General features: G+C 69.3%; 20 protein-coding genes and 2 pseudogenes. 7 read left to right on the forward strand and 15 right to left on the reverse strand.

What is annotated here, in order from left to right; all coding sequences use genetic code 11:
- Nucleotides 1-63: 63 nt before the first annotated feature.
- The 5 genes from ACIRA5_RS01595 to ACIRA5_RS01615 all read right to left on the reverse strand — a co-directional run bounded on the left by ACIRA5_RS01595 (nucleotide 64) and on the right by ACIRA5_RS01615 (nucleotide 5,084).
- Nucleotides 64-627 (reverse strand): transposase, encoded by a 564-nt coding sequence (locus ACIRA5_RS01595; protein ID WP_403686179.1) that lies wholly within the window; start codon nucleotides 625-627, stop codon nucleotides 64-66.
- A gap of 78 nt (nucleotides 628-705) precedes the next feature.
- The gene (locus ACIRA5_RS01600) at nucleotides 706-2,031 is read right to left on the reverse strand and encodes an epoxide hydrolase family protein (RefSeq protein ID WP_403686181.1); all 1,326 of its coding nucleotides are present in this window, start codon (nucleotides 2,029-2,031) and stop codon (nucleotides 706-708) included.
- A 487-nt stretch (nucleotides 2,032-2,518) separates the two neighbouring features.
- Nucleotides 2,519-3,235, reverse strand: a complete 717-nt coding sequence (locus ACIRA5_RS01605) for an IS3 family transposase (protein ID WP_403686182.1) — start codon at nucleotides 3,233-3,235, stop codon at nucleotides 2,519-2,521.
- Between the two features lie 189 nt (nucleotides 3,236-3,424).
- Nucleotides 3,425-3,730, reverse strand: coding sequence for a transposase (locus tag ACIRA5_RS01610; RefSeq protein WP_403686184.1), 306 nt, complete (start codon nucleotides 3,728-3,730; stop codon nucleotides 3,425-3,427).
- A 151-nt stretch (nucleotides 3,731-3,881) separates the two neighbouring features.
- Nucleotides 3,882-5,084 carry an MFS transporter gene (locus tag ACIRA5_RS01615; protein WP_403686185.1) on the reverse strand — a complete coding sequence of 401 codons (1,203 nt, stop codon included), beginning with the start codon at nucleotides 5,082-5,084 and terminating at the stop codon, nucleotides 3,882-3,884.
- A 38-nt stretch (nucleotides 5,085-5,122) separates the two neighbouring features.
- Here ACIRA5_RS01615 and ACIRA5_RS01620 point away from each other — a divergent pair, with 38 nt between their 5' ends.
- Both ACIRA5_RS01620 and ACIRA5_RS01625 read left to right on the forward strand, forming a co-directional pair.
- On the forward strand, nucleotides 5,123-5,770 hold the full coding sequence (locus tag ACIRA5_RS01620; protein ID WP_403686187.1) for a CGNR zinc finger domain-containing protein: 648 nt from the start codon (nucleotides 5,123-5,125) through the stop codon (nucleotides 5,768-5,770).
- Nucleotides 5,770-6,054 carry a transposase gene (locus ACIRA5_RS01625; RefSeq protein WP_403686189.1) on the forward strand — a complete coding sequence of 95 codons (285 nt, stop codon included), beginning with the start codon at nucleotides 5,770-5,772 and terminating at the stop codon, nucleotides 6,052-6,054. The genes ACIRA5_RS01620 and ACIRA5_RS01625 overlap by 1 nt, the downstream gene beginning before the upstream one ends.
- A 323-nt stretch (nucleotides 6,055-6,377) precedes the next feature.
- On the opposite strand, the gene ACIRA5_RS01630 is transcribed toward ACIRA5_RS01625, so the two are convergent.
- The 7 genes from ACIRA5_RS01630 to xylB form a co-directional block, all read right to left on the reverse strand.
- Nucleotides 6,378-7,901, reverse strand: coding sequence for an aldehyde dehydrogenase family protein (locus tag ACIRA5_RS01630; protein ID WP_403686191.1), 1,524 nt, complete (start codon nucleotides 7,899-7,901; stop codon nucleotides 6,378-6,380).
- Between the two features lie 56 nt (nucleotides 7,902-7,957).
- Nucleotides 7,958-9,310 carry a GAF domain-containing protein gene (locus ACIRA5_RS01635; RefSeq protein WP_403687192.1) on the reverse strand — a complete coding sequence of 451 codons (1,353 nt, stop codon included), beginning with the start codon at nucleotides 9,308-9,310 and terminating at the stop codon, nucleotides 7,958-7,960.
- Between the two features lie 134 nt (nucleotides 9,311-9,444).
- Nucleotides 9,445-10,047, reverse strand: coding sequence for an N-acetylmuramoyl-L-alanine amidase (locus tag ACIRA5_RS01640; protein ID WP_403686192.1), 603 nt, complete (start codon nucleotides 10,045-10,047; stop codon nucleotides 9,445-9,447).
- A gap of 45 nt (nucleotides 10,048-10,092) precedes the next feature.
- A complete protein-coding gene (locus ACIRA5_RS01645) occupies nucleotides 10,093-11,106 on the reverse strand; it encodes an acetamidase/formamidase family protein (RefSeq protein ID WP_403686193.1) in 1,014 nt (337 codons plus the stop codon).
- Nucleotides 11,103-12,596 (reverse strand): APC family permease, encoded by a 1,494-nt coding sequence (locus ACIRA5_RS01650; RefSeq protein WP_403686194.1) that lies wholly within the window; start codon nucleotides 12,594-12,596, stop codon nucleotides 11,103-11,105. Before ACIRA5_RS01650 ends, ACIRA5_RS01645 begins: the two co-directional genes overlap by 4 nt.
- 238 nt (nucleotides 12,597-12,834) lie before the next feature.
- Nucleotides 12,835-14,043, reverse strand: a complete 1,209-nt coding sequence (locus ACIRA5_RS01655; protein WP_403686196.1) for an ROK family protein — start codon at nucleotides 14,041-14,043, stop codon at nucleotides 12,835-12,837.
- A 69-nt stretch (nucleotides 14,044-14,112) separates the two neighbouring features.
- Nucleotides 14,113-15,558 carry a xylulokinase gene (gene xylB, locus ACIRA5_RS01660; protein WP_403686197.1) on the reverse strand — a complete coding sequence of 482 codons (1,446 nt, stop codon included), beginning with the start codon at nucleotides 15,556-15,558 and terminating at the stop codon, nucleotides 14,113-14,115.
- Nucleotides 15,559-15,730: 172 nt separating this feature from the next.
- Between xylB and xylA the strand changes: the two genes are divergently transcribed.
- Complete coding sequence (xylA, locus tag ACIRA5_RS01665; protein ID WP_054228923.1) at nucleotides 15,731-16,897, forward strand: xylose isomerase; 1,167 nt, start codon at nucleotides 15,731-15,733, stop codon at nucleotides 16,895-16,897.
- 418 nt (nucleotides 16,898-17,315) lie between these two features.
- Nucleotides 17,316-17,567 (forward strand): hypothetical protein, encoded by a 252-nt coding sequence (locus ACIRA5_RS01670; protein WP_403686199.1) that lies wholly within the window; start codon nucleotides 17,316-17,318, stop codon nucleotides 17,565-17,567.
- Nucleotides 17,568-17,667: 100 nt separating this feature from the next.
- Here ACIRA5_RS01670 and ACIRA5_RS01675 read toward each other — a convergent pair whose 3' ends face one another.
- Nucleotides 17,668-19,011, reverse strand: coding sequence for an esterase-like activity of phytase family protein (locus ACIRA5_RS01675; protein WP_403686201.1), 1,344 nt, complete (start codon nucleotides 19,009-19,011; stop codon nucleotides 17,668-17,670).
- Nucleotides 19,012-19,171: 160 nt separating this feature from the next.
- Nucleotides 19,172-19,372: pseudogene (locus ACIRA5_RS01680) on the reverse strand (alpha/beta fold hydrolase); the annotation flags it as partial.
- A gap of 239 nt (nucleotides 19,373-19,611) precedes the next feature.
- Between ACIRA5_RS01680 and ACIRA5_RS01685 the strand changes: the two are divergent.
- From ACIRA5_RS01685 to ACIRA5_RS01695, 3 genes and pseudogenes are all read left to right on the forward strand, one after another.
- A complete protein-coding gene (locus ACIRA5_RS01685) occupies nucleotides 19,612-20,052 on the forward strand; it encodes an ALF repeat-containing protein (protein ID WP_403686203.1) in 441 nt (146 codons plus the stop codon).
- Between the two features lie 230 nt (nucleotides 20,053-20,282).
- Nucleotides 20,283-21,059 carry a hypothetical protein gene (locus ACIRA5_RS01690; protein WP_403686205.1) on the forward strand — a complete coding sequence of 259 codons (777 nt, stop codon included), beginning with the start codon at nucleotides 20,283-20,285 and terminating at the stop codon, nucleotides 21,057-21,059.
- A gap of 246 nt (nucleotides 21,060-21,305) precedes the next feature.
- Nucleotides 21,306-22,112: pseudogene (locus ACIRA5_RS01695) on the forward strand (IS5 family transposase).
- A gap of 5 nt (nucleotides 22,113-22,117) precedes the next feature.
- On the opposite strand, the gene ACIRA5_RS01700 reads toward ACIRA5_RS01695, so the two are convergent.
- Nucleotides 22,118-22,567, reverse strand: coding sequence for a DUF6896 domain-containing protein (locus ACIRA5_RS01700; protein WP_403686207.1), 450 nt, complete (start codon nucleotides 22,565-22,567; stop codon nucleotides 22,118-22,120).
- Nucleotides 22,568-22,575 lie beyond the last annotated feature (8 nt).

Here is a 22,575-nt window from a genome sequence, read left to right on the forward strand (position 1 = left end):
TGACGTTGCTCCTTGAAGACGAGGACGAGCCGGACTGAGGTGGGTGCTGTCCGTGCCTCGCGATCACGCCGAACTTCGGGTCAACGGGCGCGACCCCGGCCGGGAAGCCGGCCCCATCCGGGTGAGTCGGCGGACCCTGAGGCCGATCATCGCCCACTGGATCATGGTCTTTGATCGGGCCGGGCTGGCCTCGTAGCCCCTGGCCAGGCGCCGGTGGGCGGTGAGCCACGAGAAGGTGCGTTCCACCGCCCACCGTTTCGACCGAGCCTGGAAGCCCCGTTGGTCGGGGTCCTTGCGGACGATCTCCAGTTCACGGCCGAGAGCCTGGGCCATCCAGTCGACCAGACGGCCGGCGAAGCCCTGGTCGGCCCGGACCTTCCGGACACCTGGGTGATCGAGGCGAGCCACAGCAACGGATGCCTGGCGCCGTCGCGGCCTTGAACGTTCGCCGCCAGGACGTGGACGGCCGGCGGCCCCTGGCGTCCCCGTGGCGGCCGTACTGGAGACCGGCGAGGACGGGCGGAGGAGGTCACCGCCTGGTGCGTGGTCGTGCGGGTGTGGCGCAGCCGCCCCCCCCGCCGAGGCGCGGGTGTCGCCGAGCCGACCGGGCCGGGGCTGTCGGTACACCTCATGGCAAATCCCTGTGAAACAGCCTCTGACCTGCGATAATGAGGACAGGGCGCAGGTGTAAGAGCCATACCCGGCTTACTTTCTGGCCTTGCTCTGAGAGATACGCAGTGACGTGAACGCCGCCCGGAGTTCGTTCGTGAAGATGCCCGGAACTTCCCAGGCCGCGAAGTGGCCGCCGTTGTCGACCTTGTGGTAGTAGAAGAGGTCGTGGTAGGCGCGTGACGCCCAGCTTCGAGGGGCCTGGTAGATCTCGCCGGGGAACACCGTGATGGCGGCCGGGATGGACACCGACACGGCGTTGAAGTTGTTGGCGTTGTTCTCCCAGTAAAGACGCGACGAGGAGACGGCGGTGTTCGTCACCCAGTAGAGGGTGATGTCGTTGAGCATCTCGTCCTTGGTGAGTACGCGCTCGGGGTGGCCGCCGCTGTACGTCCATGCCGCGAACTTGTCGTACATCCAGGAGGCCAGTCCGACGGGCGAGTCTGTCAGTCCGTATCCCTCGGTCTGTGGACGGGTGACCATCATGGCCGAGTAGCCGGATCCAGTCTTGTAGAAGGTGGCCAGCTTGTTGTAGGCAGCCTTCTCGCCGGGGCCGAGATCGGCTGGAACCGGGTAACCGCAGGCGAGTTTCTGCGCGATGTCGGGCGGGACGGTGGCCGGGAAATTGACGTGGATCCCGAGCAGCCCTGCGGGCTTCTGCACGGCCATCTTGTCTGAAATCACGGCACCCCAGTCACCGCCCTGGGAAACGTAATGCTTGTATCCCAGACGTTCCATCAGCACGGCCCAGGCGCGCGCAATGCGGTCGGGATTCCACCCCGTAGTCGTCGGCCGCTCCGAGAAGCCGTAACCGGGCATCGACGGTATGACGAGGTGAAAGGCGTCCTCGGCGCGCCCTCCGTGGGCTGTGGGGTCGCTGAGCGGCCCGATGACCTTCAAAAACTCCAGAATGGAGCCAGGCCAACCGTGGGTCAAGATGATCGGCAAGGCGTTCGCGTGGCGCGAGTGAACGTGGATGAAGTGTATGTCCAGTCCGTCGATCTCCGTTATGTATTGCGGCAGGGAGTTGAGTTTCGCCTCGATATTCCGCCAGCTGTACGCCGTTGACCAGTAATGGGCGAGTTCCTTCATCGTGGCCAGCTGGACGCCCTGGGACTGATCGCGGACGGTTTCCCGGTCAGGCCACCGAGTGGCCTTGATGCGTCGACGCAGATCAGCCAGATCCGTCTCCGGAATGTTCACGTGGAAGGGGCGGATGCTCTTCCTCTCACTTGCTGAGACCGGCTTACCCGAATATTCCCAGGATCGCAGACCGAGAGCCCCTGTCGCCGCCACGGTCACAGCGGCGGCCGAAGTGGAGATGAATTTTCGACGGGAGTACGAACGGAGAAATTCGGGCATGGCGGATCTCCTTGAACTATTTCTGAGTCCGGAGTCGCGGAGTATGCGGAGGGGGTGAGCGCTTCCTCGATGAGGTCCATACTCACGGGCGCGAACGGGAATTCTGTACACACCGAGTTACTGCACCGCAGGTGAACTGAATCAAGCTTGGAGTCGCCGGGCACCTACCGCTCATGCAACGCAACAGGCTTATTACTGTCCGTAACGCTATCTTCCTCTCTGTGAGCAAGCAACTCGGTCGAGGGCACCAGGTGCGCGAGATCATCCGACGGGCTCGCGCTGGCGAGAACCAGAAGGTGATCGCCGAAGAGTTCGGCATCTCGCAGACGCACGTCTCGAACCTCAAGAACGGCAAGGCTTGGTGGCGGATCACATATCGTCGACGGCCTGGTCGCAGGCGGCCTGCCCCCCCGAGCGGGCCGTTACTTACTCGGGTACCGCGCGATCTGGTGTTTGAAGTTCCCCCGTAGTCGTGGACAGCAGATGGTTAGGCTGCGGGGGTGAGGTCTTGTGCTGTCAGGGTCCTGGTTTCGACCGGGGTGACGTATCCGTAGACGGGATGCTTCCGCGGGCGGGTGCGGTGGTACTCGACCTCGGTGAAGCGGGAGACGTCGGCGCGAGCCGCCTCGTGGGATGCCCAGATCGTGGTCCCGGTCTCGGCTTTCAACGGCCCGAAAAAGCTGTCAGTTGCGGCGTTGTCGTGACATGAGCCCGTTCTTCTCATGCTCTGCCGAAGACCCGACTCCCGTATGAGAGTGGGGTATTCGCGTGAGGTGTATTCCGGACCGTGATCCGAGTGCGCCATGCGGCCCTCCTTCGGCCCGCCTCGGGCGGCGGCCATCCTCAGCGCGTCGATGACGAGCCCGGCCCGATGATGGTCGGCCATCGCATAGCCGACGACCTCGCGGGTGGCCAGGTCTATCACCGTGGCGAGGTACCAGCAGCCGGCCGGCGTGGGCAGGTAGGTGGTGTCGGAGACGAGTTTCGTGCCGGGCTCGGTGGCGGTGAAGTCCCGTCCGACCAGATCCGGTGACGGGGCCGCTTTCCGGTCCGGCCGGGGCAGGCCGCGATGTCGGCGGCGGGTGATCCCGCGGATGTCGTGCTCACGCATCATCCGCTCGACCCGCTTGTGGTTGGCCTGGTGCCCGTTCCTTCGCAGCGCGGCTGTTCCTCGGGGCTCGGTAGGCCCGCCGTGACACGTCATGGATGTGCCGGATCCCGGCGACCAGCTCGTCCTCCTGGCGGGCCCGTTCCTCGGCCGCCGGACGGGCGGCGAGGCAGGCGTAACAGCCCGAGCGGGCCACGCCCAGCACTCTGCACATCAGGGCGACACTGTGACCACCGGGGTTCGTCCCGGTAGCCTTCTGCGCGTCGATGAACGCGTGGCGCACGGCTACTTCGTCGACTCCCTCGCGAGGAAGGCCGCGGCTTTTTTCAGGACCTCGATCGTCTGCTGCTGTTCCCGGTTCTCCCGCCGCAGACGACGCAGTTCTTCCTTCTCATCGCTGGTCAGAGCACCCGCGGCCCCCTGGCCCCGATCCGCCCTGTGCTGGTTCACCCGGTTCCGCAGGCCCTCCGGGCTCACCCCGATCTCCCGGGCAGCCTCCGTCACCGTCTTCCCCGACGAACGGACCAGCGCGACCGCGTCCCGCTTGCACTCGGCCGTGTACCGCTTGCTCGTGTTGCTCTTCTTGCCCACTACCTGGAACTGCTTCCTCCGGGACCAACCGCCCCAGAATCAGGCCGTCCAGCCCCACGGGGGAACTTCAGGGTGATGACCGGTAGGTTTTCTCACCGAAGGTTGAGTGATCGTTTAGGGCTGGCTGTCCGGGGACAAAGTGCGGTCCTGATCAACTCGACATCGCGCGGTCCGCGGACGAGTTGACGGCTGCTGACGGGATCGTGAAGAAGGCCAGTGCTGAGAGAACCGCCGCACTCGCTGCGAGTGCCAAAGTACCTGGAAGGGACCGGGTCATGACCGGTCCGGCAACCGCTGCCCCCAGGGCGAATCCGGTGATTTTCAAGCTGGCGCCGGTGGTGAAGATCTGGGCGCGGAGGTGTTCTGGGGCCTCCCGGTGGCGGATGGTGAACAGGGCGGACAGTTGGGGTCCTTCACCGATCCCCGCGATGAGTACGGCCACGATGAGCACGACTGGCTGACGCCACGTGGCCAAGGCCAGCGCGGCAGCCTGGACGAGAGCACTGGCCCAGATGATCGTGTCGGGGGCGACTGAACGCGGAAACCGGGCGAGCACGGCGTTGGCCACAAGGGCGGAGATCGCCGCGCAGGAGAGCAGCACCGCGCCGCGGCCGGCTCCGCCCAGGACGCGCTCGCCCAGGAGTGGGATGCACGCCGTCAGTATGCCCTGGGCGACACAGGAGACGACCGAGGTGAGGGTCGCTCGGGCCAAAGACGGCCGTCCGACGATGACCCGCATTCCGGCAGCGAGGTCGCTGATCAGTGAGGTTGTCCGAGCGTCCCGCGCGCGACCGGGGCGGGCGGGCAGCATCCACGCGGCGGGCAGTGCCAAGGCGATGAGCGCCACGGAGACCACCACGGCCGTCGGGGCTCCCAGCGCCTCTGCCACGCCGCCGGCGAGAGCCGGACCGGCCAGACTCGCCACGCTGAACGTCATGGCATCGAGCGTGTTCGCCCGGGGCAGGTGGTCGCCCAGCACCACACGCGGAAGCTGGGCCGTCCAACCGCCCGACAGGGCCGGCCCCAACAGCCCCGTCAACACTGCGATCAGGATGATGACAGCGAACGGCAACCGGCCCAGTCCCACGAGAACCATCCCCAGCCCCGCCGCATACAGGACGAGAGCCGCGGCCAGCAGGCGTCCCGGCCGTCGTGTTCTGTCGAGGAGCGTCCCGAGCACCGGCCCCCCTACCGCGGCAGAGATCGTGATACCCGCGAGCAGCGACGACGCGTCGGTAGTCGATCCGGCCAGGGCGAATCCCGCCAGCATCAGCGCCGGTCCCGACATCTCGTCCCCGGCACGAGCTGCCACAGCCCCGGCCAGATAGAAGCGGAGCGAGTAACGCTTTTTCATCGCCAAGACGTTACGGAGGTAACTCAAAACTCGGCAAGATGCGTTACATTGCGCGCGTGTCCTCCAACAGCGACGACTGGTCCACCCGGCACTCTGTGCTGACCACGGCTCGGCGGACCGCCGCACTGATCAACGCTCTCGCTGACGACTGCCCCGACCCGGCCGAAGTCGCCGACGTGCTCCGCGCATACGGTGAGACAGACCCCATCGACCTCACCACCCGCGATGTTGCCGGGATGCGCGCAGCCGCCGCCCTCTTGCGGCAAGTCTTCGCCGCCGAGCACGCCGATGACGCCGCAGCCACCCTCAACCGTCTCCTGCAGGAACACACCAAACCCCTCCGTCTGACCTCGCACGGCGGCAGCAGCCCCTGGCATCCCCACCTCGACCACGACGACAACGCCCTCTGGGACGAGTGGCTCCTCGCCTCGTCCTGCATGGCCCTGACTGTCCTCGTCTGGGACCGTCAACGTCCGCCCGGCAGGATCTGCGCATCACCCACCTGCCAGAACGCCTTCATCACCCAGGGCAGCGGTCCCGAACGCCGCTACTGCTCCCGCCGATGCGCCACCCGCGAACGAGTCGCAGCCCATCGACGCTCCCACTCCGCCGAGCTGAAGTTCCCCCGTGGGGCTGGACGGCCTGATTCTGGGGCGGTTGGTCCCGGAGGAAGCAGTTCCAGGTAGTGGGCAAGAAGAGCAACACGAGCAAGCGGGACGCGGTCGTGCTGGTCCGTTCGTCGGGGAAGACGGTGACGGAGGCTGGCCGGGAGATCGGGGTGAGCCCGGAGTGCCTGCGGAACCGGGTGAACCAGCACAGGGCGGATCGGGGCCAGGGGGCCGCGGGTGCTCTGACCAGCGATGAGAAGGAAGAACTGCGTCGTCTGCGGCGGGAGAACCGGGAACAGCAGCAGACGATCGAGGCCCTGAAAAAAGCCGCGGCCTTCTTCGCGAGGGAGTCGACGAAGTAGCCGTGCGCCACGCGTTCATCGACGCGCAGAAGGCTACCGGGACGAACCCCGGTGGTCACAGTGTCGCCCTGATGTGCAGAGTGCTGGGCGTGGCCAATCCCCTCATCGAGCAGTCCATGCAGGAGTGGGACCGCGTCGGTCAAGGCGTAGCTCCTGCGGGGTGAGCCAGGATTTGGACCGGAAATAGACCGGAAGAGCTGGTCGGGGGCGGGACAGGCGTCGAAGGAGCTGGGAGTTATCGTGCAGACCGGACCTAGCGCTGAGTGAGCCGCGCGAATGGCGCCTGAGGGGGAAGCCCAGCTCAGGCGCCATTTCTTGTGCCTCTAGAAGAAGCCCAGCTTCTTCGGTGAGTACGACACCAGCAGGTTCTTGGTCTGCTGGTAGTGCTCCAGCATCATCTTGTGCGTCTCGCGGCCGATGCCGGACTGCTTGTAGCCGCCGAACGCCGCGTGCGCGGGGTAGGCGTGGTAGCAGTTCGTCCACACCCGGCCCGCCTGGATCGCACGGCCCGCGCGGTAGGCGATGTTGATGTCGCGCGTCCAAACGCCGGCCCCGAGGCCGTACAGCGTGTCGTTGGCGGTCTTGATGGCGTCGTCGAAGTCGTCGAACGACGTGACCGAGACGACCGGGCCGAAGATCTCCTCCTGGAAGATCCGCATCCGGTTGTCACCCTCGAAGATCGTCGGCTGGACGTAGTAGCCGCCCTTCAACTCACCGTCGTGCTCGACACGTTCGCCACCGGTGAGGATCCTGGCGCCTTCCTGCCGACCGATGTCCAGGTAGGAGAGGATCTTCTCCAACTGGTCGTTGGAGGCCTGTGCGCCGATCATCGTGTCGGTGTCGAGCGGGTGGCCCGGCTTGATCAGCTCGGTGCGGGCGACCGCCGCCTCCATGAACTCGCCGTAGTGACCGCGCTGGACGAGTGCCCGTGACGGGCAGGTGCAGACCTCGCCCTGGTTGAGGGCGAACATCGTGAAGCCCTCGAGCGCCTTGTCCCGGAAGTCGTCGTTCTGCGCCCAGACGTCGTCGAAGAAGATGTTCGGGGACTTGCCGCCGAGCTCCAGCGTGACCGGCTTGATGTTCTCCGAGGCGTACTGCATGATCAGCCGCCCGGTCGTGGTCTCACCCGTGAACGCCACCTTCGCCACCCGCGGGCTGGACGCGAGCGGCTTGCCCGCCTCCACGCCGAAGCCGTTGACGATGTTGACGACGCCCGGCGGCAGCAGGTCCGCGATCAGGCTCATCCAGTAGTGAAGGGACGCCGGGGTCTGCTCGGCGGGCTTGATGACGACCGCGTTGCCCGCCGCCAGCGCCGGGGCGAGCTTCCAGACCGCCATCAGGATCGGGAAGTTCCAGGGGATGATCTGCGCGACGACCCCGAGCGGCTCGTGGAAGTGGTACGCGACGGTGTCGTCGTCGACCTCGCCGAGCGAACCCTCCTGGGCACGGATCGCCCCCGCGAAATAGCGGAAGTGGTCGATGGCCAGCGGGATGTCGGCGGCCAGGGTCTCGCGTACCGGCTTGCCGTTCTCCCAGCTCTCGGCGACCGCCAGCTTCTCCAGGTTCGCCTCCATCCGGTCGGCGATCTTCAGCAGTATGTCGCCTCGCGCGGTGACGGAGGTGCGGCCCCAGCCGGGCGCGGCCGCGTGCGCCGCGTCCAGCGCGCGCTCCACGTCCTCGGCGGTGCCCCGCGCGACCTCCGTGAACGGCTGTCCGTTCACCGGACTCGGGTTCTCGAAGTACTGCCCACGAGCCGGCGGCACGTACTCGCCGCCGATGAGGTGGTCGTAACGCGCCTGGTAGGAGACGATCGCGCCCTCGGTGCCGGGCGCCGCGTAACGGGTCATGCTGGTCTGCCTCCCGGAGAAGCGCTGCCCGCCGTTGGACAGCTCTCGCCGCGAGGCTAGGAGCGCGGACGTTGCAACGACGTTGCGGACGCGGCAGGCCGGCCCTGCCCGGCAACCGACCGACGCCGCGCCGCGAGCGCCGCGGGATACGGTCGGCCCGGCGGCGCGGCCTGTTCGCGCTCCAGCGCCTCCAGTCGGGCCCGCACCGCCGCCGTCGGGCGTACGGCGGCCAGCGCCCGCCACACGTCGAGGTCGTCCTCGCCCCACGGCGCGCGCGCCCAGTCCGCCAACAGGTCGGGGTCGCGACGCGCGATGAGCGCCGTACGCAGCCCGTCGGCGAGGCGGCGCCGCAACCGCACCACGGCCGGGGCCCCCGAACCCGGCAGCAGCGGACCGGCGTACGCCGCCGCGGCCGCCGTGACCGCACCGGCAGCGAGCCGCCGTTCGACGACCGCCACGTCGGACTCGACCGGCCCCGTGAGCCGGTAGGGCCGCGAGCCCAGCAGGCCGGGGCCGAGCAGCCGGCGCAGTCGGGTCAGCTCGGCGCGCAGGGTCACCGGCGTCACCGACTCCTCCTCGTACAGCGCGCACAGCAACTCGTCGCCCGAGAGTCCCTCCGGGTGTCTTGCCAGCAGCACCAGGATCTCGCTGTGCCTGCGGCTTAGCCTGACCTTCCGCCCGCCCGCGACCAGTTGAGCCTCGTCGCGGCCCAGCGCGGTCAGCTCGACCGTGTCGGCCGCTGCTTCCGCCGGTACGAGCAGCGCCAACTGGGACTCGGCGGCCCGCGCCACCGCCTGCACGAAACCGAGACTGTGCGGATGCGCGAGCCCGTCCCCGCCTGTGATGTCCACCGCGCCGAGCACCCGCCCCGTGCGCGGATCGTGCACCGGCGCCGCCGCGCACGTCCAGGGCTGGACCCGGCGGATGAAGTGCTCGGCCGCGAACACCTGCACCGGTCGGTCCACGGCGACCGCCGTTCCCGGCGCGTTGGTGCCGACCGAGGTCTCCGACCACCGCGCGCCCGGTACGAAGTTCATCCGCCCAGCCTGCCGCCGCGTCGCCGGATGTCCCTCGACCCACAACAGCCGGCCTTGCGCGTCGCACACCGCGAGAAGGTGCTGGCCGTCCGCCGCGAACGTCCCCATGAGCTCCCGGAAGAGCGGCATCACCCGGGCCAGCGGATGCTCCGCCCGGTAGGAGCCCAGGTCGCCGTCCGTGAGCTCCACCCGTGCCGTGCCGTCCGGTGCGACACCGGCCCGTGCCGATCGCCGCCATGAATCGGCCACCACGGAGCGCACCGGTCGCGGCACCGTGCCCGCCTCGGTGAACGCCTCGTGCGCGCGGCGCAGTACCCGCACCCGCTCGACGGGATCGGCTCCTGGTTCGAGGGCCACCCACGGTTCGGTCAACTCGGCCTCCCGGTAGGCGATGCGGCTGAGACCATCGTCACTCCCGGTGCGGGCGCGGACAAGCATCGTGACGGAGCTCCTCACGTGGCGCTCACATCGGCGTGGGTCGTCGGGGAGCCGCGGCGGGCGCTCCGTCAGGCGAAGTTGACGAGCTTCATGTACCGCGTCCAGTCCCAGTTCGGCCCCGGATCCGTGTGGTCGGTGCCTGGTACCTCGTAGTGGCCGATGATGTGAGCCCGGTCCTTGGGGATGCCGTGCTTCGCGCAGATCGCGGCCGTGAGCTTGGCGGACTCCTCGTAGAGCGCGTTGGTGAAAGAGGCGGGCCGGTCCACCCAGCCCTCGTGTTCGATGCCGATGCTGCGGGTGTTGTAGTCCCAGTTCCCCGCGTGCCAGGCGATGTCGCGCTCCCTGACACACTGGGCGACATGCCCGTCGGCTGATCGCACGAGGTAGTGCGCGGACACCTTCTTCTGGGAGTTCTGGAAGATGGCCACGGTCGTTGGAAAGGTCTCCTGCGTGACGTGAATGACCACGTAGTCGAGCGGATAGGCCGTCGGCCGGGTGGACGCCGTGTAGTTGGAGGTGCTTGCCGCTGCCCATTCGGCGAGCGGATAGTCGACGACCGCCGTCTCCGCTGTTGCCTGTGCGCCGGGAAGTAACGCGTAGGGGAGGGCGGCGAGGGCGGCGCCGCCCTTGAGCAGGCGCCGCCGACTCGGGAACGATCTGGCCCGTTCCATGGGGGAGTTGCCTTTCGGGGATGGGGGGATGAGGGTCAGCCGCGCTCAGCGTCGCAGCGTCGCGGCGGTGTCACGCAGTCGCGCGTGCAGGCCGCGGTGTGTCTCGCGCGCGGGCAGCCACTCCTTGCGGATCTTGGCGACGCACGTGTAGTTGGTGTCGCAGACATTGGCGAGCGGCGATTCGACCGCCTGGGTCGCGAACTGGTAGGCGTCGAGTTCGCTGAACCCGTAGTCGCGCACCAACCACTGCACCAGGTCGAGCTGCGATATGCGGAACGCGTCCTCCAGCGGGCGTGCCGAGCCGGTCGAGATGATGTGTGTGTCGGACTCGATGCGTGGCCAAGGGGTGGCGACTCCCTTGAGCAACTCGACGATCACCACCGTGTTCATCGCGCACTCGACGGCCACACCACATGTCTCGCCCTCGCCCTGTCGGGCATGCCCGTCACCGAGGCTCAACAGCGCGCCCTCGACGTTCACTCCGAGGAAACAGGTGACGCCCGCCCGCATCTCCGGAGTGTCCATGTTCCCGCCGTGCGCGTCGGGCACCAGCGCGGAGCGCACCTCGAGGTTCGCGGGCGCCACGCCGACGGTGCCGTGCATCGGGTCCATGGGCAACTCGATCCGGATGTCACTGTCCCGGGCGCTGAACAGGGCGGTGCGCCGCTCCCGGTCGAGCTGCCAGATCCACACGGTCTCCGGCAGCGGAGGCTGCAGCGTGGCCGTGGTGTGCGTGGAGGTGAGCGCGCCGAACAGCGGGACCGTCGTCGAGGCCGCCCAGTCGCGAGCGGGCTCGATCGACACGAAGTGCACCGCCACGGTGTCGCCCGGCTCCGCGCCCTCCACATGGAAGGGGCCGGTCTGCGGATTGAGGAACGGGAACTCGCACACCTCGGACACCAGGTCCTTCTCCGAGCGCACCCGCCCGGCGAAGCAGTCCTCCGTGTACAGATCGAGGACGGTGCCCGGTGCGATGCGTGCCACGGGCGGCGCGCCGCCGAACGTCCAGGCGTACTCGCCCGGTCCGGGGCGCACGGTCAGGATGCGTGGGTCACTCATGGCTGCACGGCTCCGCTCTGCCGAAGGTCGGGGGACTCGGGGGACGAGGTCTCGTCGAGGTGGACACGGGCGGTCTCGGCTATGCGCCCGGGGTGGCGGCGCGACAGGACGATCAATACCACGACCCCGGCCGTCATCCAGGCTCCGACAACCGGTCCCGCGTACGAAACGGGCGCGGTGAGCTCCGAAACGAAGTCGAAGACGGGCAGGCCCGCGGCCGTCAGCAGCGCGGGCACGAAGGCGACGATGCCCAGCAGAGGGAAGAGCAGATGCCGCACCGGTTTGAGCAACTCGCGTCTGCGGCGCAGGAAATAGCCCGCACAGGCGAGGTTCACCACGATGTACACGCCGATGACGACCGTGACGATGATCGTCGCGAGCAGCAGGAACGCCGTGACGGGGTCGTAGTACAGGCCGAGGCCCAGCGCAGCCGCGACCGCCACGCCGCACTGCGCCGCGACGCCGGCGACGGGGGAGCGGTGCCTCGGATGCACCTGCGCGAAGAGCCGCGGGAACACCTTGATCCGGGCCAGGGCGAAGGCCGTGCGAGTGGAGACCGTCGCACAGGCGTTGGCGTTGGCGATCGTGGAGTTGACCACCGCCAGAAACACCAGCACCCAGAACACTCCGAAGGAAGTGCGGGCCACGCCTTCCCAGGACGCCGCGCCGGAGGCTCCGAAGCCCCCGAAGCGGTCGGGGCCGAAGTACACCGACATGGCATACGTGGTGAGGACGTAGAAGAGACCGATCCCCAGCGCCGCGCCGAGGACCGCGCGGTGCATGGTCCGGCGGGGATCCTTCGTCTCCTCGGCGAGCGGTGCCGCCGCCTCGAATCCGGCGAAGGCCAGCACCGTGTAGACCGATCCCGCGAACACACCACTGACGCCTTCGTATCCCTCGGCCGTGTGAGAGGTCCCGAACACCGACAGCGTGTTGCCGCCCCCTGCCTTGACGATCAGCCATATCGCGAAGACGAGGAAGACCAGCACCTCGAAGACGCCGAGGACGGTGCCGAAGCGGGCCGAGGCGCGCACTCCGAAGTATCCGGCGACCGCGATGATCGCCGCGCCCGCGAGCGACCACGGCCACCACAGGTCGTCCGGGTAGGAGGACCATTCCTGATGGAGTGTGCCCGCCGTTGTGAACCCGAGTTGCAGGAGCAGCAATGGTGGCACCAGCGCCTCGACGAACACATAGCCCCAGCCCACGAGGAACCCCACGGCCGGGTGCAGTCCCTGGGCCGCGTACGTGGCCACCGAGCCCGCGGCGGGCAACTGTCGTGCCAGCTCGGCCACACAGGACGCGGTGAAGAGGCAGGCGACGAGGGCTATCAGCACGGAGAGGGGAAGACTGCCGCCCGCGAAGGCAGCGCCCGACGGAATGGACGCGGCGACCGCCGCGGCCGGCGCCATGGCCGTGATGCTCTGGAACAGGACCTCCCGCAGCCCAACGGCCTCGCGGCGCAGTCCTGGAACCGTCTCCCCCGACATCTGAACCCCCGATCCCCAGATTCGCCCGGACAACCAGCCATCGGCCCGACTGCTGCGCCTCGCGTGAATTACGGTACGGCGCTTGCCGGTTGGGCGGGAGGGGCATGGCGTTCGTCAGTGGACAACTCCGGGACTGTGGACAACTCGGTCACCCGTGAGGGGGAAAGGGACCCTGAGTACCGCGCCGTCGACCGCGATGGCGATGACTGCAATGGCGGTCATGACCGTCAGGACCGTGCTACGCCCGCTCCGCGAACCCCGCCGGATCGTCGAGCACCGCCCGCACCACCGAGTGGGCGGCCCCCAGCAGGGGCCCCTCGGGCCCCAGGGGTGACACGGACACGGTGCAGGCGGGGCCCGCCGTGCGCCGGGCCAACTCGCCCTTCAGCGAAGGCAGCAGCCACGGTGCGAGACCGGACAGCGCTCCACCCAGCACGACCGTCTCCGGATCGAGGAGGTTGACCGCGCCCGTGAGCGCGATACCGAGCGCGGTCCCGGCGTCGCGCAGGGCAAGCCGTACCTCCGCGTCGCCCTGGGCGGCGCGCTCGGCCAGCAGCCCGACCCGGTCCTCACGCGGCTCCAGACCGGCCGCGCGCAGCACGGCCTCCTCACCCGCGTACTGCTCGAGGCAGCCCCGTCCGCCGCACGGGCAAGGAGGCCCGTCCGGCCACACCGGCACATGCCCCAGCTCGCCCGCGAAACCGCGGGTTCCGCGCAGCAACCGTCCGTCCACGACCACGGCCGCGCCGATGCCGATCTCCGCGGACACATGCAGGAAGTCACGTGGGGTGGCATCGCCGAGCCACAGTTCCGCCAGACCACCGAAGTTGGCCTCGTTGTCCACGGTCAGCGGGAGGTCCCCCGGCAGCAGCGCGCCGAGATCCGTGTCATGCCAGTCGAGGTTGGGGGCACGGACCACGGTCCGGTCGTCGCGGGCCACCAGACCGGGCACCGCGACCGCGAGGCCCGCGGGCCACAGCCCTTCCCGTTCGGCCTCGGCGACGACCTGCCGCACCAGCGCGGTCAGCTCCTGGAGCACCGGCTCGGGCGGCCGCCCGCGGTTCGTGCCGTGCCGCACCGCCCGTGCCCGTACGTCACCGCGCAGATCGACGGCGCACACCGCCAGATGGTCGACGCCCACCTCCGCGCCTATCCCGGTGGGGCCGTGCCCGCTGACGGCGAGTGCCGAGCCCGGTCGCCCCACCCGTCCGGGCCGCTCGGGGCCCAGCTCTTCGAGGAGCCCCGAGCGGATCAGCTCGTCCACCAGCGTCGAGACCGCCGCCCGCGTCAGACCGATGCGCGAGGCGACTGCGGCACGCGACAGCGGCCCCTCCGCGCTCACGGTGTGCATGACACGGGAGAGGTTGCGGCGGCGCATGCCCTGTTGGGTGTCGGGCAGTCGACGGCCGGAACCGGTCGGGTGGGCCTCGTGCAGTGGTGCGGTCATGCCTCCGTCAGTCCTCGTCCGGCCGGTCCTACTAGGGGCTGTCCTCGTCCGTGCTCGCTCAGCGTTCGCTCAGTCCTTGTTCGGTTCCCGTTCCAGGAGCGGGGCCGCGTCGGAGAGTACCCCGGCGATCCTGGCGAGCGTCTCCTCGTCCCGGTCCACGGCATCGAGCACCGGCCCGTGGGCCGTTCCCCAGCGGCGGGCCACCGCGGCCGGGTCCTCGCCGGTCAGCAGGCCCGCGGCCTGCGCGGCGGCGCCCAGCGCGACCAGTTCCTTGGCCTCGGGCACCTGAACCGGACGTCCCGACAGCCGGCGTACGGTCTGCTGCCAGGCCGTTCCCCGGGCACCCCCGCCGATGAGCAGCAGCGGCGCGGAGCGGTCCGCGTCCGGGTCGAGCACCAGGTCGAGGGCGCCGAGGAGCGAGTGGACCGCGCCGTCGTACGCCGCCTGCAGCAGCTGGCCGCCCGTCGTGTCGTGCCTGAGGCCGTGCAGCAGCCCCGAGGCATGGGGCAGGTTCGGGGTGCGCTCGCCGTCCAGGTAGGGGAGCAGTGTCACGCCGGCGCCCGGTTCGACGGCCTCGCGGTCGAGGCCCAGCAGCGCGGCGACACGATCGACGGCGAGCGTGCAGTTCAAGGTGCAGGCCAGCGGAAGCCAGTCGCCGCGGGCGTCGGCGAAGCCCGCGACGGTGCCGGTCGGGTCGGCGGGGCGTCGCGTCGAGACGGCGTACACCGTGCCGGAGGTGCCGAGGCTCAGTACGGCGGTGCCGGGGCGCAGTCCGAGGCCGAGCGCGGCGGCGGCGTTGTCGCCGGTGCCGGCGGCGACCAGCGTGCCCTTGGAGAAGGGCAGATCATCGCGGGCGTGCACGGTTCCGGCCACCTCGCCGGGCCGTGCCATGCGGGGGAGCAGCGCCGGGTCGAGTCCGACGTGCGCGAGGACTTCTTCGTCGTACCTCTCCGTACCGGATGCCCACCAGCCGGTACCGGAGGCATCGCCGCGGTCGGTCGTGCCCTCTCCCGTGAGGCGTTCGGTGAGGTAGTCGTGGGGCAGCCGTACGGCCGCGGTCGCGCGGACGGCGTCGGGTTCGTGCTCGGCCAGCCAAGCCCACTTCGTGACCGTGAAGGAGGGGCCGGGCACGCTGCCGGTGCGCTCGGCCCAGGCCTTCGGGCCGCCCAGCTCCTCGACCAGCCGACGGGCCTGTGGCGCCGAGCGCACGTCGTTCCACAGCAGGGCCGGGCGTACGGGATCGCCCTGGGCGTCGAGGGTGACGAGCCCGTGCTGCTGGCCGCCGATCGACACCGCGGCGGCCTCGTGGGCCGCCTCGCCGCACTGGTGCAGCGCCTCGCGGAGCGCGTCCCACCACTGCCGCGGGTCGCTCTCGCGGCCGGCCCCGGTGGAGACGGTGTGCGGCGCCTGCCCGCTCGCCACCACCTGTCCGGTCGACGCGTCGACGACCAGGGCCTTGGTGGACTGGGTGGATGTGTCCACCCCGACGACGAGCGGACCCTCGGCTGCTGACATCGGGCTCTCCCTCTTCCGCGGCTCCGCGGGATCTGTCCGGTCTGTCTTGGTGATGGGGCTCCCGGACCGGTGTGGCCCAGGTTTCGCATTTCGTCTCTTCCCAGAGATGCCTCCGCATACTAATTTGTTAATCGCCATGACGAAATAGTCGGAGCTAGCAAGGAGCTGCAGCATGAACTACCAGCCCACCCCCGAGGACAGGTTCACCTTCGGCCTGTGGACCGTCGGCTGGCAGGGAAGGGACCCGTTCGGCGACGCCACCCGGCGGGCCCTGGACCCGGTCGAGTCGGTACAGCGCCTGGCCGAGCTCGGCGCCCACGGTGTGACCTTCCACGACGACGACCTGATTCCCTTCGGGTCCTCGGACAGCGAGCGCGAGTCGCACATCAAGCGCTTCCGTCAGGCCCTGGACGCGACCGGCATGCGGGTGCCGATGGCCACCACCAACCTGTTCACGCACCCCGTCTTCAAGGACGGCGCGTTCACCGCGAACGACAGGGACGTGCGTCGCTACGCGCTGCGTAAGACGATCCGCAACATCGATCTCGCGGTCGAACTCGGCGCGCAGACGTATGTCGCCTGGGGCGGCCGTGAGGGCGCCGAGTCCGGCGCCGCCAAGGACGTGCGCGTCGCACTCGACCGCATGAAGGAGGCCTTCGACCTCCTCGGTGAGTACGTGATCTCCCAGGGTTACGACCTCAAGTTCGCGATCGAGCCGAAGCCGAACGAGCCGCGCGGCGACATCCTGCTTCCCACCGTCGGCCACGCGCTCGCCTTCATCGAGCGCCTGGAGCGCCCGGAAATGTACGGCGTCAACCCCGAGGTGGGCCACGAGCAGATGGCCGGGCTGAACTTCCCGCACGGCATCGCGCAGGCCCTGTGGGCCGGCAAGCTCTTCCACATCGACCTCAACGGCCAGTCCGGCATCAAGTACGACCAGGACCTGCGCTTCGGCGCCGGTGACCTGCGCTCCGCGTTCTGGCTGGTCGACCTCCTGGAGAGCGCCGGGTACGCGGGGCCGAAGCACTTCGACTTCAAGCCCCCGCGGACCGAGGACTTCGACGGGGTGTGGGCGTCGGCAGCGGGCTGCATGCGCAACTACCTGATCCTTCGGGAGCGTACGGCCGCCTTCCGTGCCGACCCCGAGGTCCAGGAGGCGCTGCGCGCGTCGCGCCTCGACGAACTGGCGCAGCCCACCGCGGCGGACGGCCTGACGGGGCTGCTCGCGGACCGTGCGGCGTTCGAGGAGTTCGATGTGGAGGCGGCCGCGGCGCGCGGGATGGCCTTCGAGCGGCTGGACCAACTCGCCATGGACCACCTGCTGGGCGCGCGGGGCTGATCGTGCCCCAGTGAGGTCTGGCCCGTCTCCTGGCGGGCCGGGTCTCACATCTCGCTGCGCGGATCCTGCGGGGAATGATCCGGAATCATGCGATCCATGGCATGAGTCCGTATCAACTTCGGCACAGGGGTCGCGCCATGACCGGTTCGAGGCGAGTCTTGACGGTATGGCCACCCCGCCCTTACCGCCCCAGCCTCCCCGGCCGCCAGGAAACACGCCCCCTCCGGGAAACGGTGGCTTCGGCCCGCCGTCCGGAGGCTACGGGCCTCCTCCGGGAGACCAAGGTCCCCCTTTCGAGGGCTACGGTCCCCCTCCGGGGGGTGACGGTCCCGAGCCTCCCTCTGGATTTCCCGCTGGTCCGGGAGGCCCTGGTAGGGGGCGGCGCCGTAGCCCGCTGTTCCTCGCGCTCGCCGCACTCGTGGTCGTTGCGGTTGTCGTCGCCGTGGTGCTGATGGCCCGCGGCGGCAGCGACACGCCCGAGAAGAAGGGGTCGACCGAGAGTGGCGGCACTCAGGGATCGTCTTCCCCGTCGCTGAGTATTCCGTCCGAGCTGCCCAGCGAGCTGCCCTCGTCGCTGCCTTCGTCCTTGCCTTCGTCCTTGCCCTCGGAGCTGCCGAGTGATCTGCGCAGCATTCTGCCGAGCGACCTGCAGTCGCTCCTGCCGACCTAGGGGGGCGGTGCGCTGCCGTAAGCCGCCGAGATGATGGGCACGCGCGCGTGGACGCCGATGCGCGACTCACGCACGCGTGCCCGACGAAAGGATCCTGAGGTCAGATCCCGTGCGGCAGTCGTACGTACGTGACCGTCGTCTCGATACCGCTGTCCACCAGGCGGCCCTGCGCGTCGAACGCGCCCGCCCCGTCGGTCATCCCGAAGTCGTTGTCGTTGATCAGCGCGAGTGTGTCGTGGTCCACGCGCGCGACGCCCTCGATCTTTCCGGGTACCCCCGCGACCGTTCCCAGGTCCACGACCAGACGCTTGGCGAGCACCGGGACGCCGGAGGCGGCCGGGTCGTCGAGCTGTTCCAGAGAGGGGGACGTCGTGTCGCTGTCCCAGGGGCCGCCGAGGATGTTCACGCCGCGCGTGAGTTCCACCACCTGCAACCGCGCCGCCTTGTCCGTGCGTTCCTCCACCAGCAGTCGATCATGGCCGACGGCCACCACGGAGGAGATCTTCAGCTCCGACGTGTCGTCCTCGGTGGGGTCGACCACGTTCACCGGGTCGAAGCGGTAGGCGTACTCGGCGGTGACGGCCCGCTTCTTCGGGGAGAAGCGCAGCAGCCGCGTCGTGCGCGAGGCGTCCGCCGCGTTGCTGTCCGGCAGGGAGAGCGGGCTCTGCACGGCCAGCACCAGGTCGCCGCCGGGAAGCTGGGCGAGCCCTTCGAAGCCGCGATTGATCTTCCGGTGCAGCAGGACGGCCGGCAGCGCCTCGACCACCGGGTAGTCGGTTCCGGTCAGGTTCAGTCCCTTGGGCACATAGCGGGTGAGGACCTTCCCGCGCACGGAGACATGGATCAATGAGGGTCCGTACTCGTCGACGAGCCAGAAACTACCGTCGGCGGAACGGACGATGCCTTCGGTGTCCACACCGTTCGGGTCGTACGTGAGGGGGGTCTGCGCGTCGTAGGAGTACGGCGCCTCGTCGCGCCCCGCCTGGTTGGACAGCCCGGTGACGGGCTTCCCGGAGGACGTGGTGATCGGGAGCGCGTCCAGCACCTTCACGGTGTCACCGGACACCTTGATCTTCACGATCGCCGGGTCGAAGCCGGGCACCGGGAACGTGCGGCGCTTCTTGCCGTCGACCTTGATCTGCCCATTGGGGCCGCGGTCGGTGACCGTCCAGAACTCGCCCCGGCGCCCAGCCGGGTAGATGTCGCTGCCGATCCCACCGAGGTCCACGTCCCGGTCGTCGCCCACCGTGCCGGGCAGCAGCGCGTTGCTGAACATGCCCAGGGGGATGTCGCCGAGGGTCGCGGTGCGCGTGACCCTCGGCTGCGAGGGGTGGCCCTGAGCGTTCGCGGTGCCGACCGCCACGAAGGCGGCCAGCATCGCGAGCGGTACACCCGCGGCGACGGTTCGGTGGACGTGACGCCGACCGACGGCATGCGGGGACATCGAGCCTCCTGAGGCACAAGTTCGTTGACAGCGGCCAGAGTTGGCCGCCGCGCCGAACGTCGTACGACTTACTGATCGTTTCAGAATGAAGTTCGGAGTCGTCTCAAGCAGATGATGCTGCAGGCGAGTTGGAGCAGGCTGAGGTGGATGTCGGCGCGTACGGATGACGCTCGCTCGCGCCGTGCCCGCGCTGATCGACCGCGACGACCCGATACAGGGCAACCAGCCGCGAGGCCACCACCTCCCACTCACCCGCATGACCGGCCAAGCCGTGCAGCAGCACGACCGGCTCCCCCGGCCCGCCCCGGTCCCGGCAGACAAGCCGAACCCCGTCGCGCACCACCACACGCTCGGACCACATCACGACCGCCCCCAGGAATCGTCTCGCCCCGATCATGCCCCGACAGCCACGAGCCGCGCTCAAGGCCGCCCTTCTCGAAGGCGCGCCGCCATGAAACACCGGCCACGTCCGCGGCGACGGTGCCCTGCGACCGCAGCGGGGCAACTGCCACTGTCAGACCCAGGTGGCAGCATCACCGAAGTGAACGCCCTGAGGCGTCCTCAACTCACCTCCGTAGCAAACGAAGAGGAGCATTCCCCTTGCGACTGCATCGCGTAGCGCCCGGCATCGCCGCGGGCATCCTCGCCCCGGCCCTCCTGCTCGCCACCCCGTCCTTCGCCGCCACGGCGGCACCGACCGCGGTGACGGTGCCCGCGGTGTCCTCGTCCGCGGACGAGCCGGACGCCGACGACCTGAGGGTGGCCATAGTCCGGATCCTCGCCGATCCGGACAGCGGCCGGCGTGTGACACGAGAAGCCAACGCCCTCCTGGACGCCAACGACCCCGAGGCGATGCGCGCCTGGCTGGAGACCGGCTACCGGATCGCCCAGGCCGAGGACGACCGCGTCGCCATCGCCCGCATCCTCGCCGACCCGTCCATCAGCCCGGCCCTGCGCGCGGCAGCCAACGCCGCCCTCGACGACAACACACCCGAAGCACTGCGCCACTTCCTGGAAGTCGGCAGGTACCAGGTCGCCTGACCGGCACGGCGCCGCACCACAGCGAGTCGCCCGGGTGGCACCCCCTGCCGCACGCACGGTCGCCGGAACGCCGAGAATCCGGGCGGGGCCGCCTGCACCTCTGTGTGCCGGCGGCCCCGCCCGGCAGGCCCTGTGCCGGCTCGGCGCCCTCCACCGCAGAGCTCTGTGGTCTCGCCGCCTGGTGCGGCATGGGCCACTGACACCTCCGACAGCAGAAAGCACATTCTTCGATGACCACACAACCTCTACGCACCGAGCGCAGCGGTCCGCAGACCGCTTCCGTCGTGACCGACCTGCCGTTCAAGCCTCAGCTCGTCAAAGCGGTGTTCAGGGACGTGACCTCGTTGCACGTCTCCCGGCCGGCCGCGTGGGCCGCCGCGTCGGTGACGCGGACCGTGCTGACGGAGATCATCGACGGCGCGAGAAGCGCGGCGGCCGAGGAGGCCAGGAAGAGGCTGATTCCCAAGGACCTCATCTCGGCGATCGACCGGAACGTCGAGGTGGAGGTGGGATCGGCGTGGTACCTGCACAGCCCGACCTTCCACGGCCTGATGGGCGAGGTGCGCAACGCCGATGGTGCGCTCGTGTCTCTTCGTGAGCGCCGCGGGGCGCGTACACCGAGTGGTGTGGCCGGCGCCCACCGGTTCGAGGCCGGGGTGAGACGGCTGCTGGGGAGCCGGGGGGTGAGGGCGGTCCCGGCGATGGTCCGCGACCTGGACGGAATCGCAAGCGTGTTCCTGACGGCCCTGGCCCGGGACGCGGCCAAGGTCGTCCGCGAGGGCGGGGTCAAGCGGTTCGGGACGGTCAGTCTGGTGGTGCCGGGCGAGCCAGCCCCGGCCCCGCTGCTCAAGGACCCCCTCCTCGCCCTGTCCACCCGCCGCGGGGACGGGCGGACTGTTGGCGGGGACGACGTCCTGGCCGCCGTCACAATGCAGCTGTTCGGCGATCTCAAACAACGCGCCATCACCGAGGCAGCCGAGATGACACGGAACACGTCGGCCAACTGATCGGGCCCGCCCCTGCGCTCTGCCCACTGCACACGGTTCCCACGTGTGCGCGGCTCCCGGAATCTGCCGCCCGCATTCGGCTCCGGTCGGCTCGCGAGAACGGGCTCGTCGCATGGGCGCGGACCGCCGGCCGCCGGACCGCCGGCCGCAGGCACCCCACGGGGAAGACCTCCCTTTACTGATCGTTTCAGAATGAGTTGAGCTCGGATCTTGTGCTCGGCGATCTTGGTCGGCAGGGTGTCCGGAGTGCGAGCTGATCTTGTTCCTGACGACCTGTGGGAGCGGGTGGCCCCGCTTCTACCGCCCGCCCCTGAGCGCCGCCGCCGCTACCCCGGGCGGCTGCGGGTTCCCGACCGGGCCGCACTCGCCGGCGTCATGTACGTGTTGCGAACCGGTGTCGCGTGGCGCGATGTCCCCGCAGAGGCCGTGGGCTGCTCCGGGGTAACGGCCTGGCGCTGGCTGCGAGACTGGACCGAGGCCGGCGTCTGGCCACGACTGCACGCCGCTCTGCTGGCCGAGCTGCGCCGCGCCGACCTGCTGGACTTGGACGACTGCTCCGTGGACGGGTCGCACGTCCGGGCCCTCAAGGGGGGATCACGTCGGTCCCTCGCCCGTAGACCGCGCCCGTTCCGGCTCCAAGCACCACCTGATCGTCGACCGCCACGGAACCCCGCTCGCCGTGACGCTGACCGGCGGGAACCGGCACGACGTCACCCAACTCCTGCCCCTGCTGGACGCCGTCCCATCGATTCGCGGTCGGCGGGGACGCCCCCGCCGCAAACCCCGGCGTCTGTATGCAGACCGGGGCTACGACTTCAACAAGTACCGCCGCCTGCTGCGCAACGCGGCATCAAGCCGCTGATCGCGCGACGCGGCGTCGCCCACGGTTCCGGACTGGACAAGGTGCGCTGGGTGGTCGAGCGCACCTTCGCGTGGCTGCACCAGTTCAAACGGCACCGCATCCGATACGAACGACGCGCCGATCTCCATCAGGGCCTGCTCGAACTGGCCTGCAGCCTCATATGCCTCCGCCGCATGCGAACCTCATCCTGAATCGATCAGTTGGCTACGCTGAACCACCCCGGCCGCACCTCGGTCAGAAGCGGTTGCAGGGACCGCACTGCGGACCGCAGGTCCTGATCCGTGACGTCGAGAGGCTCCGGCAGGCTCAGCCCGTAGCAGCGCAGCCGCCAGAGGTCGAAGACTTCGCTCCCGTCGGCTGCGAAGTCCACATCGACCTCAGTGCCGTTGTCGCTGACGAAGCGGCATCCTGCCCCGTGAACCGTGAAGGAGTAGGTGCCGATGTGCCCACTCCGGCTGATTTGGCGACGCGAACGGGCCAGGCCGAGGACATCTGCCAGTCGCTCCAGCGAGGGGATCGTCACCTTCATGGCCTCGTCAATCGCGTTCAGAGCGTGGACGTAACCGAGCACGAGGTCTCGCGCAGCCCCAACCCGTTCCATACGGCGTAATCCCCCCTGAGCCCGTGGCTGAAGGGATTGTTCCATGGGCCGCC

This window comes from Streptomyces sp. NPDC096311, from assembly GCF_044763085.1.
Lineage (GTDB): Bacteria > Actinomycetota > Actinomycetes > Streptomycetales > Streptomycetaceae > Streptomyces.

Excerpts from the sequence above, each read along its gene's own strand:
- ACIRA5_RS01605 (WP_403686182.1), bottom strand. The coding sequence starts at position 3,235 with ATGACGTGTCACGGCGGGCCTACCGAGCCCCGAGGAACAGCCGCGCTG.
- ACIRA5_RS01675 (WP_403686201.1), bottom strand. The coding sequence starts at position 19,011 with ATGTCCCCGCATGCCGTCGGTCGGCGTCACGTCCACCGAACCGTCGCC.
- xylB (WP_403686197.1), bottom strand. The coding sequence starts at position 15,558 with ATGTCAGCAGCCGAGGGTCCGCTCGTCGTCGGGGTGGACACATCCACC.
- ACIRA5_RS01690 (WP_403686205.1), top strand. The coding sequence starts at position 20,283 with ATGACCACACAACCTCTACGCACCGAGCGCAGCGGTCCGCAGACCGCT.
- ACIRA5_RS01630 (WP_403686191.1), bottom strand. The coding sequence starts at position 7,901 with ATGACCCGTTACGCGGCGCCCGGCACCGAGGGCGCGATCGTCTCCTAC.
- ACIRA5_RS01600 (WP_403686181.1), bottom strand. The coding sequence starts at position 2,031 with ATGCCCGAATTTCTCCGTTCGTACTCCCGTCGAAAATTCATCTCCACT.
- ACIRA5_RS01620 (WP_403686187.1), top strand. The coding sequence starts at position 5,123 with ATGCGTTACATTGCGCGCGTGTCCTCCAACAGCGACGACTGGTCCACC.
- ACIRA5_RS01655 (WP_403686196.1), bottom strand. The coding sequence starts at position 14,043 with ATGACCGCACCACTGCACGAGGCCCACCCGACCGGTTCCGGCCGTCGA.
- ACIRA5_RS01645 (WP_403686193.1), bottom strand. The coding sequence starts at position 11,106 with ATGAGTGACCCACGCATCCTGACCGTGCGCCCCGGACCGGGCGAGTAC.
- ACIRA5_RS01640 (WP_403686192.1), bottom strand. The coding sequence starts at position 10,047 with ATGGAACGGGCCAGATCGTTCCCGAGTCGGCGGCGCCTGCTCAAGGGC.
- ACIRA5_RS01650 (WP_403686194.1), bottom strand. The coding sequence starts at position 12,596 with ATGTCGGGGGAGACGGTTCCAGGACTGCGCCGCGAGGCCGTTGGGCTG.
- xylA (WP_054228923.1), top strand. The coding sequence starts at position 15,731 with ATGAACTACCAGCCCACCCCCGAGGACAGGTTCACCTTCGGCCTGTGG.
- ACIRA5_RS01615 (WP_403686185.1), bottom strand. The coding sequence starts at position 5,084 with ATGAAAAAGCGTTACTCGCTCCGCTTCTATCTGGCCGGGGCTGTGGCA.
- ACIRA5_RS01700 (WP_403686207.1), bottom strand. The coding sequence starts at position 22,567 with ATGGAACAATCCCTTCAGCCACGGGCTCAGGGGGGATTACGCCGTATG.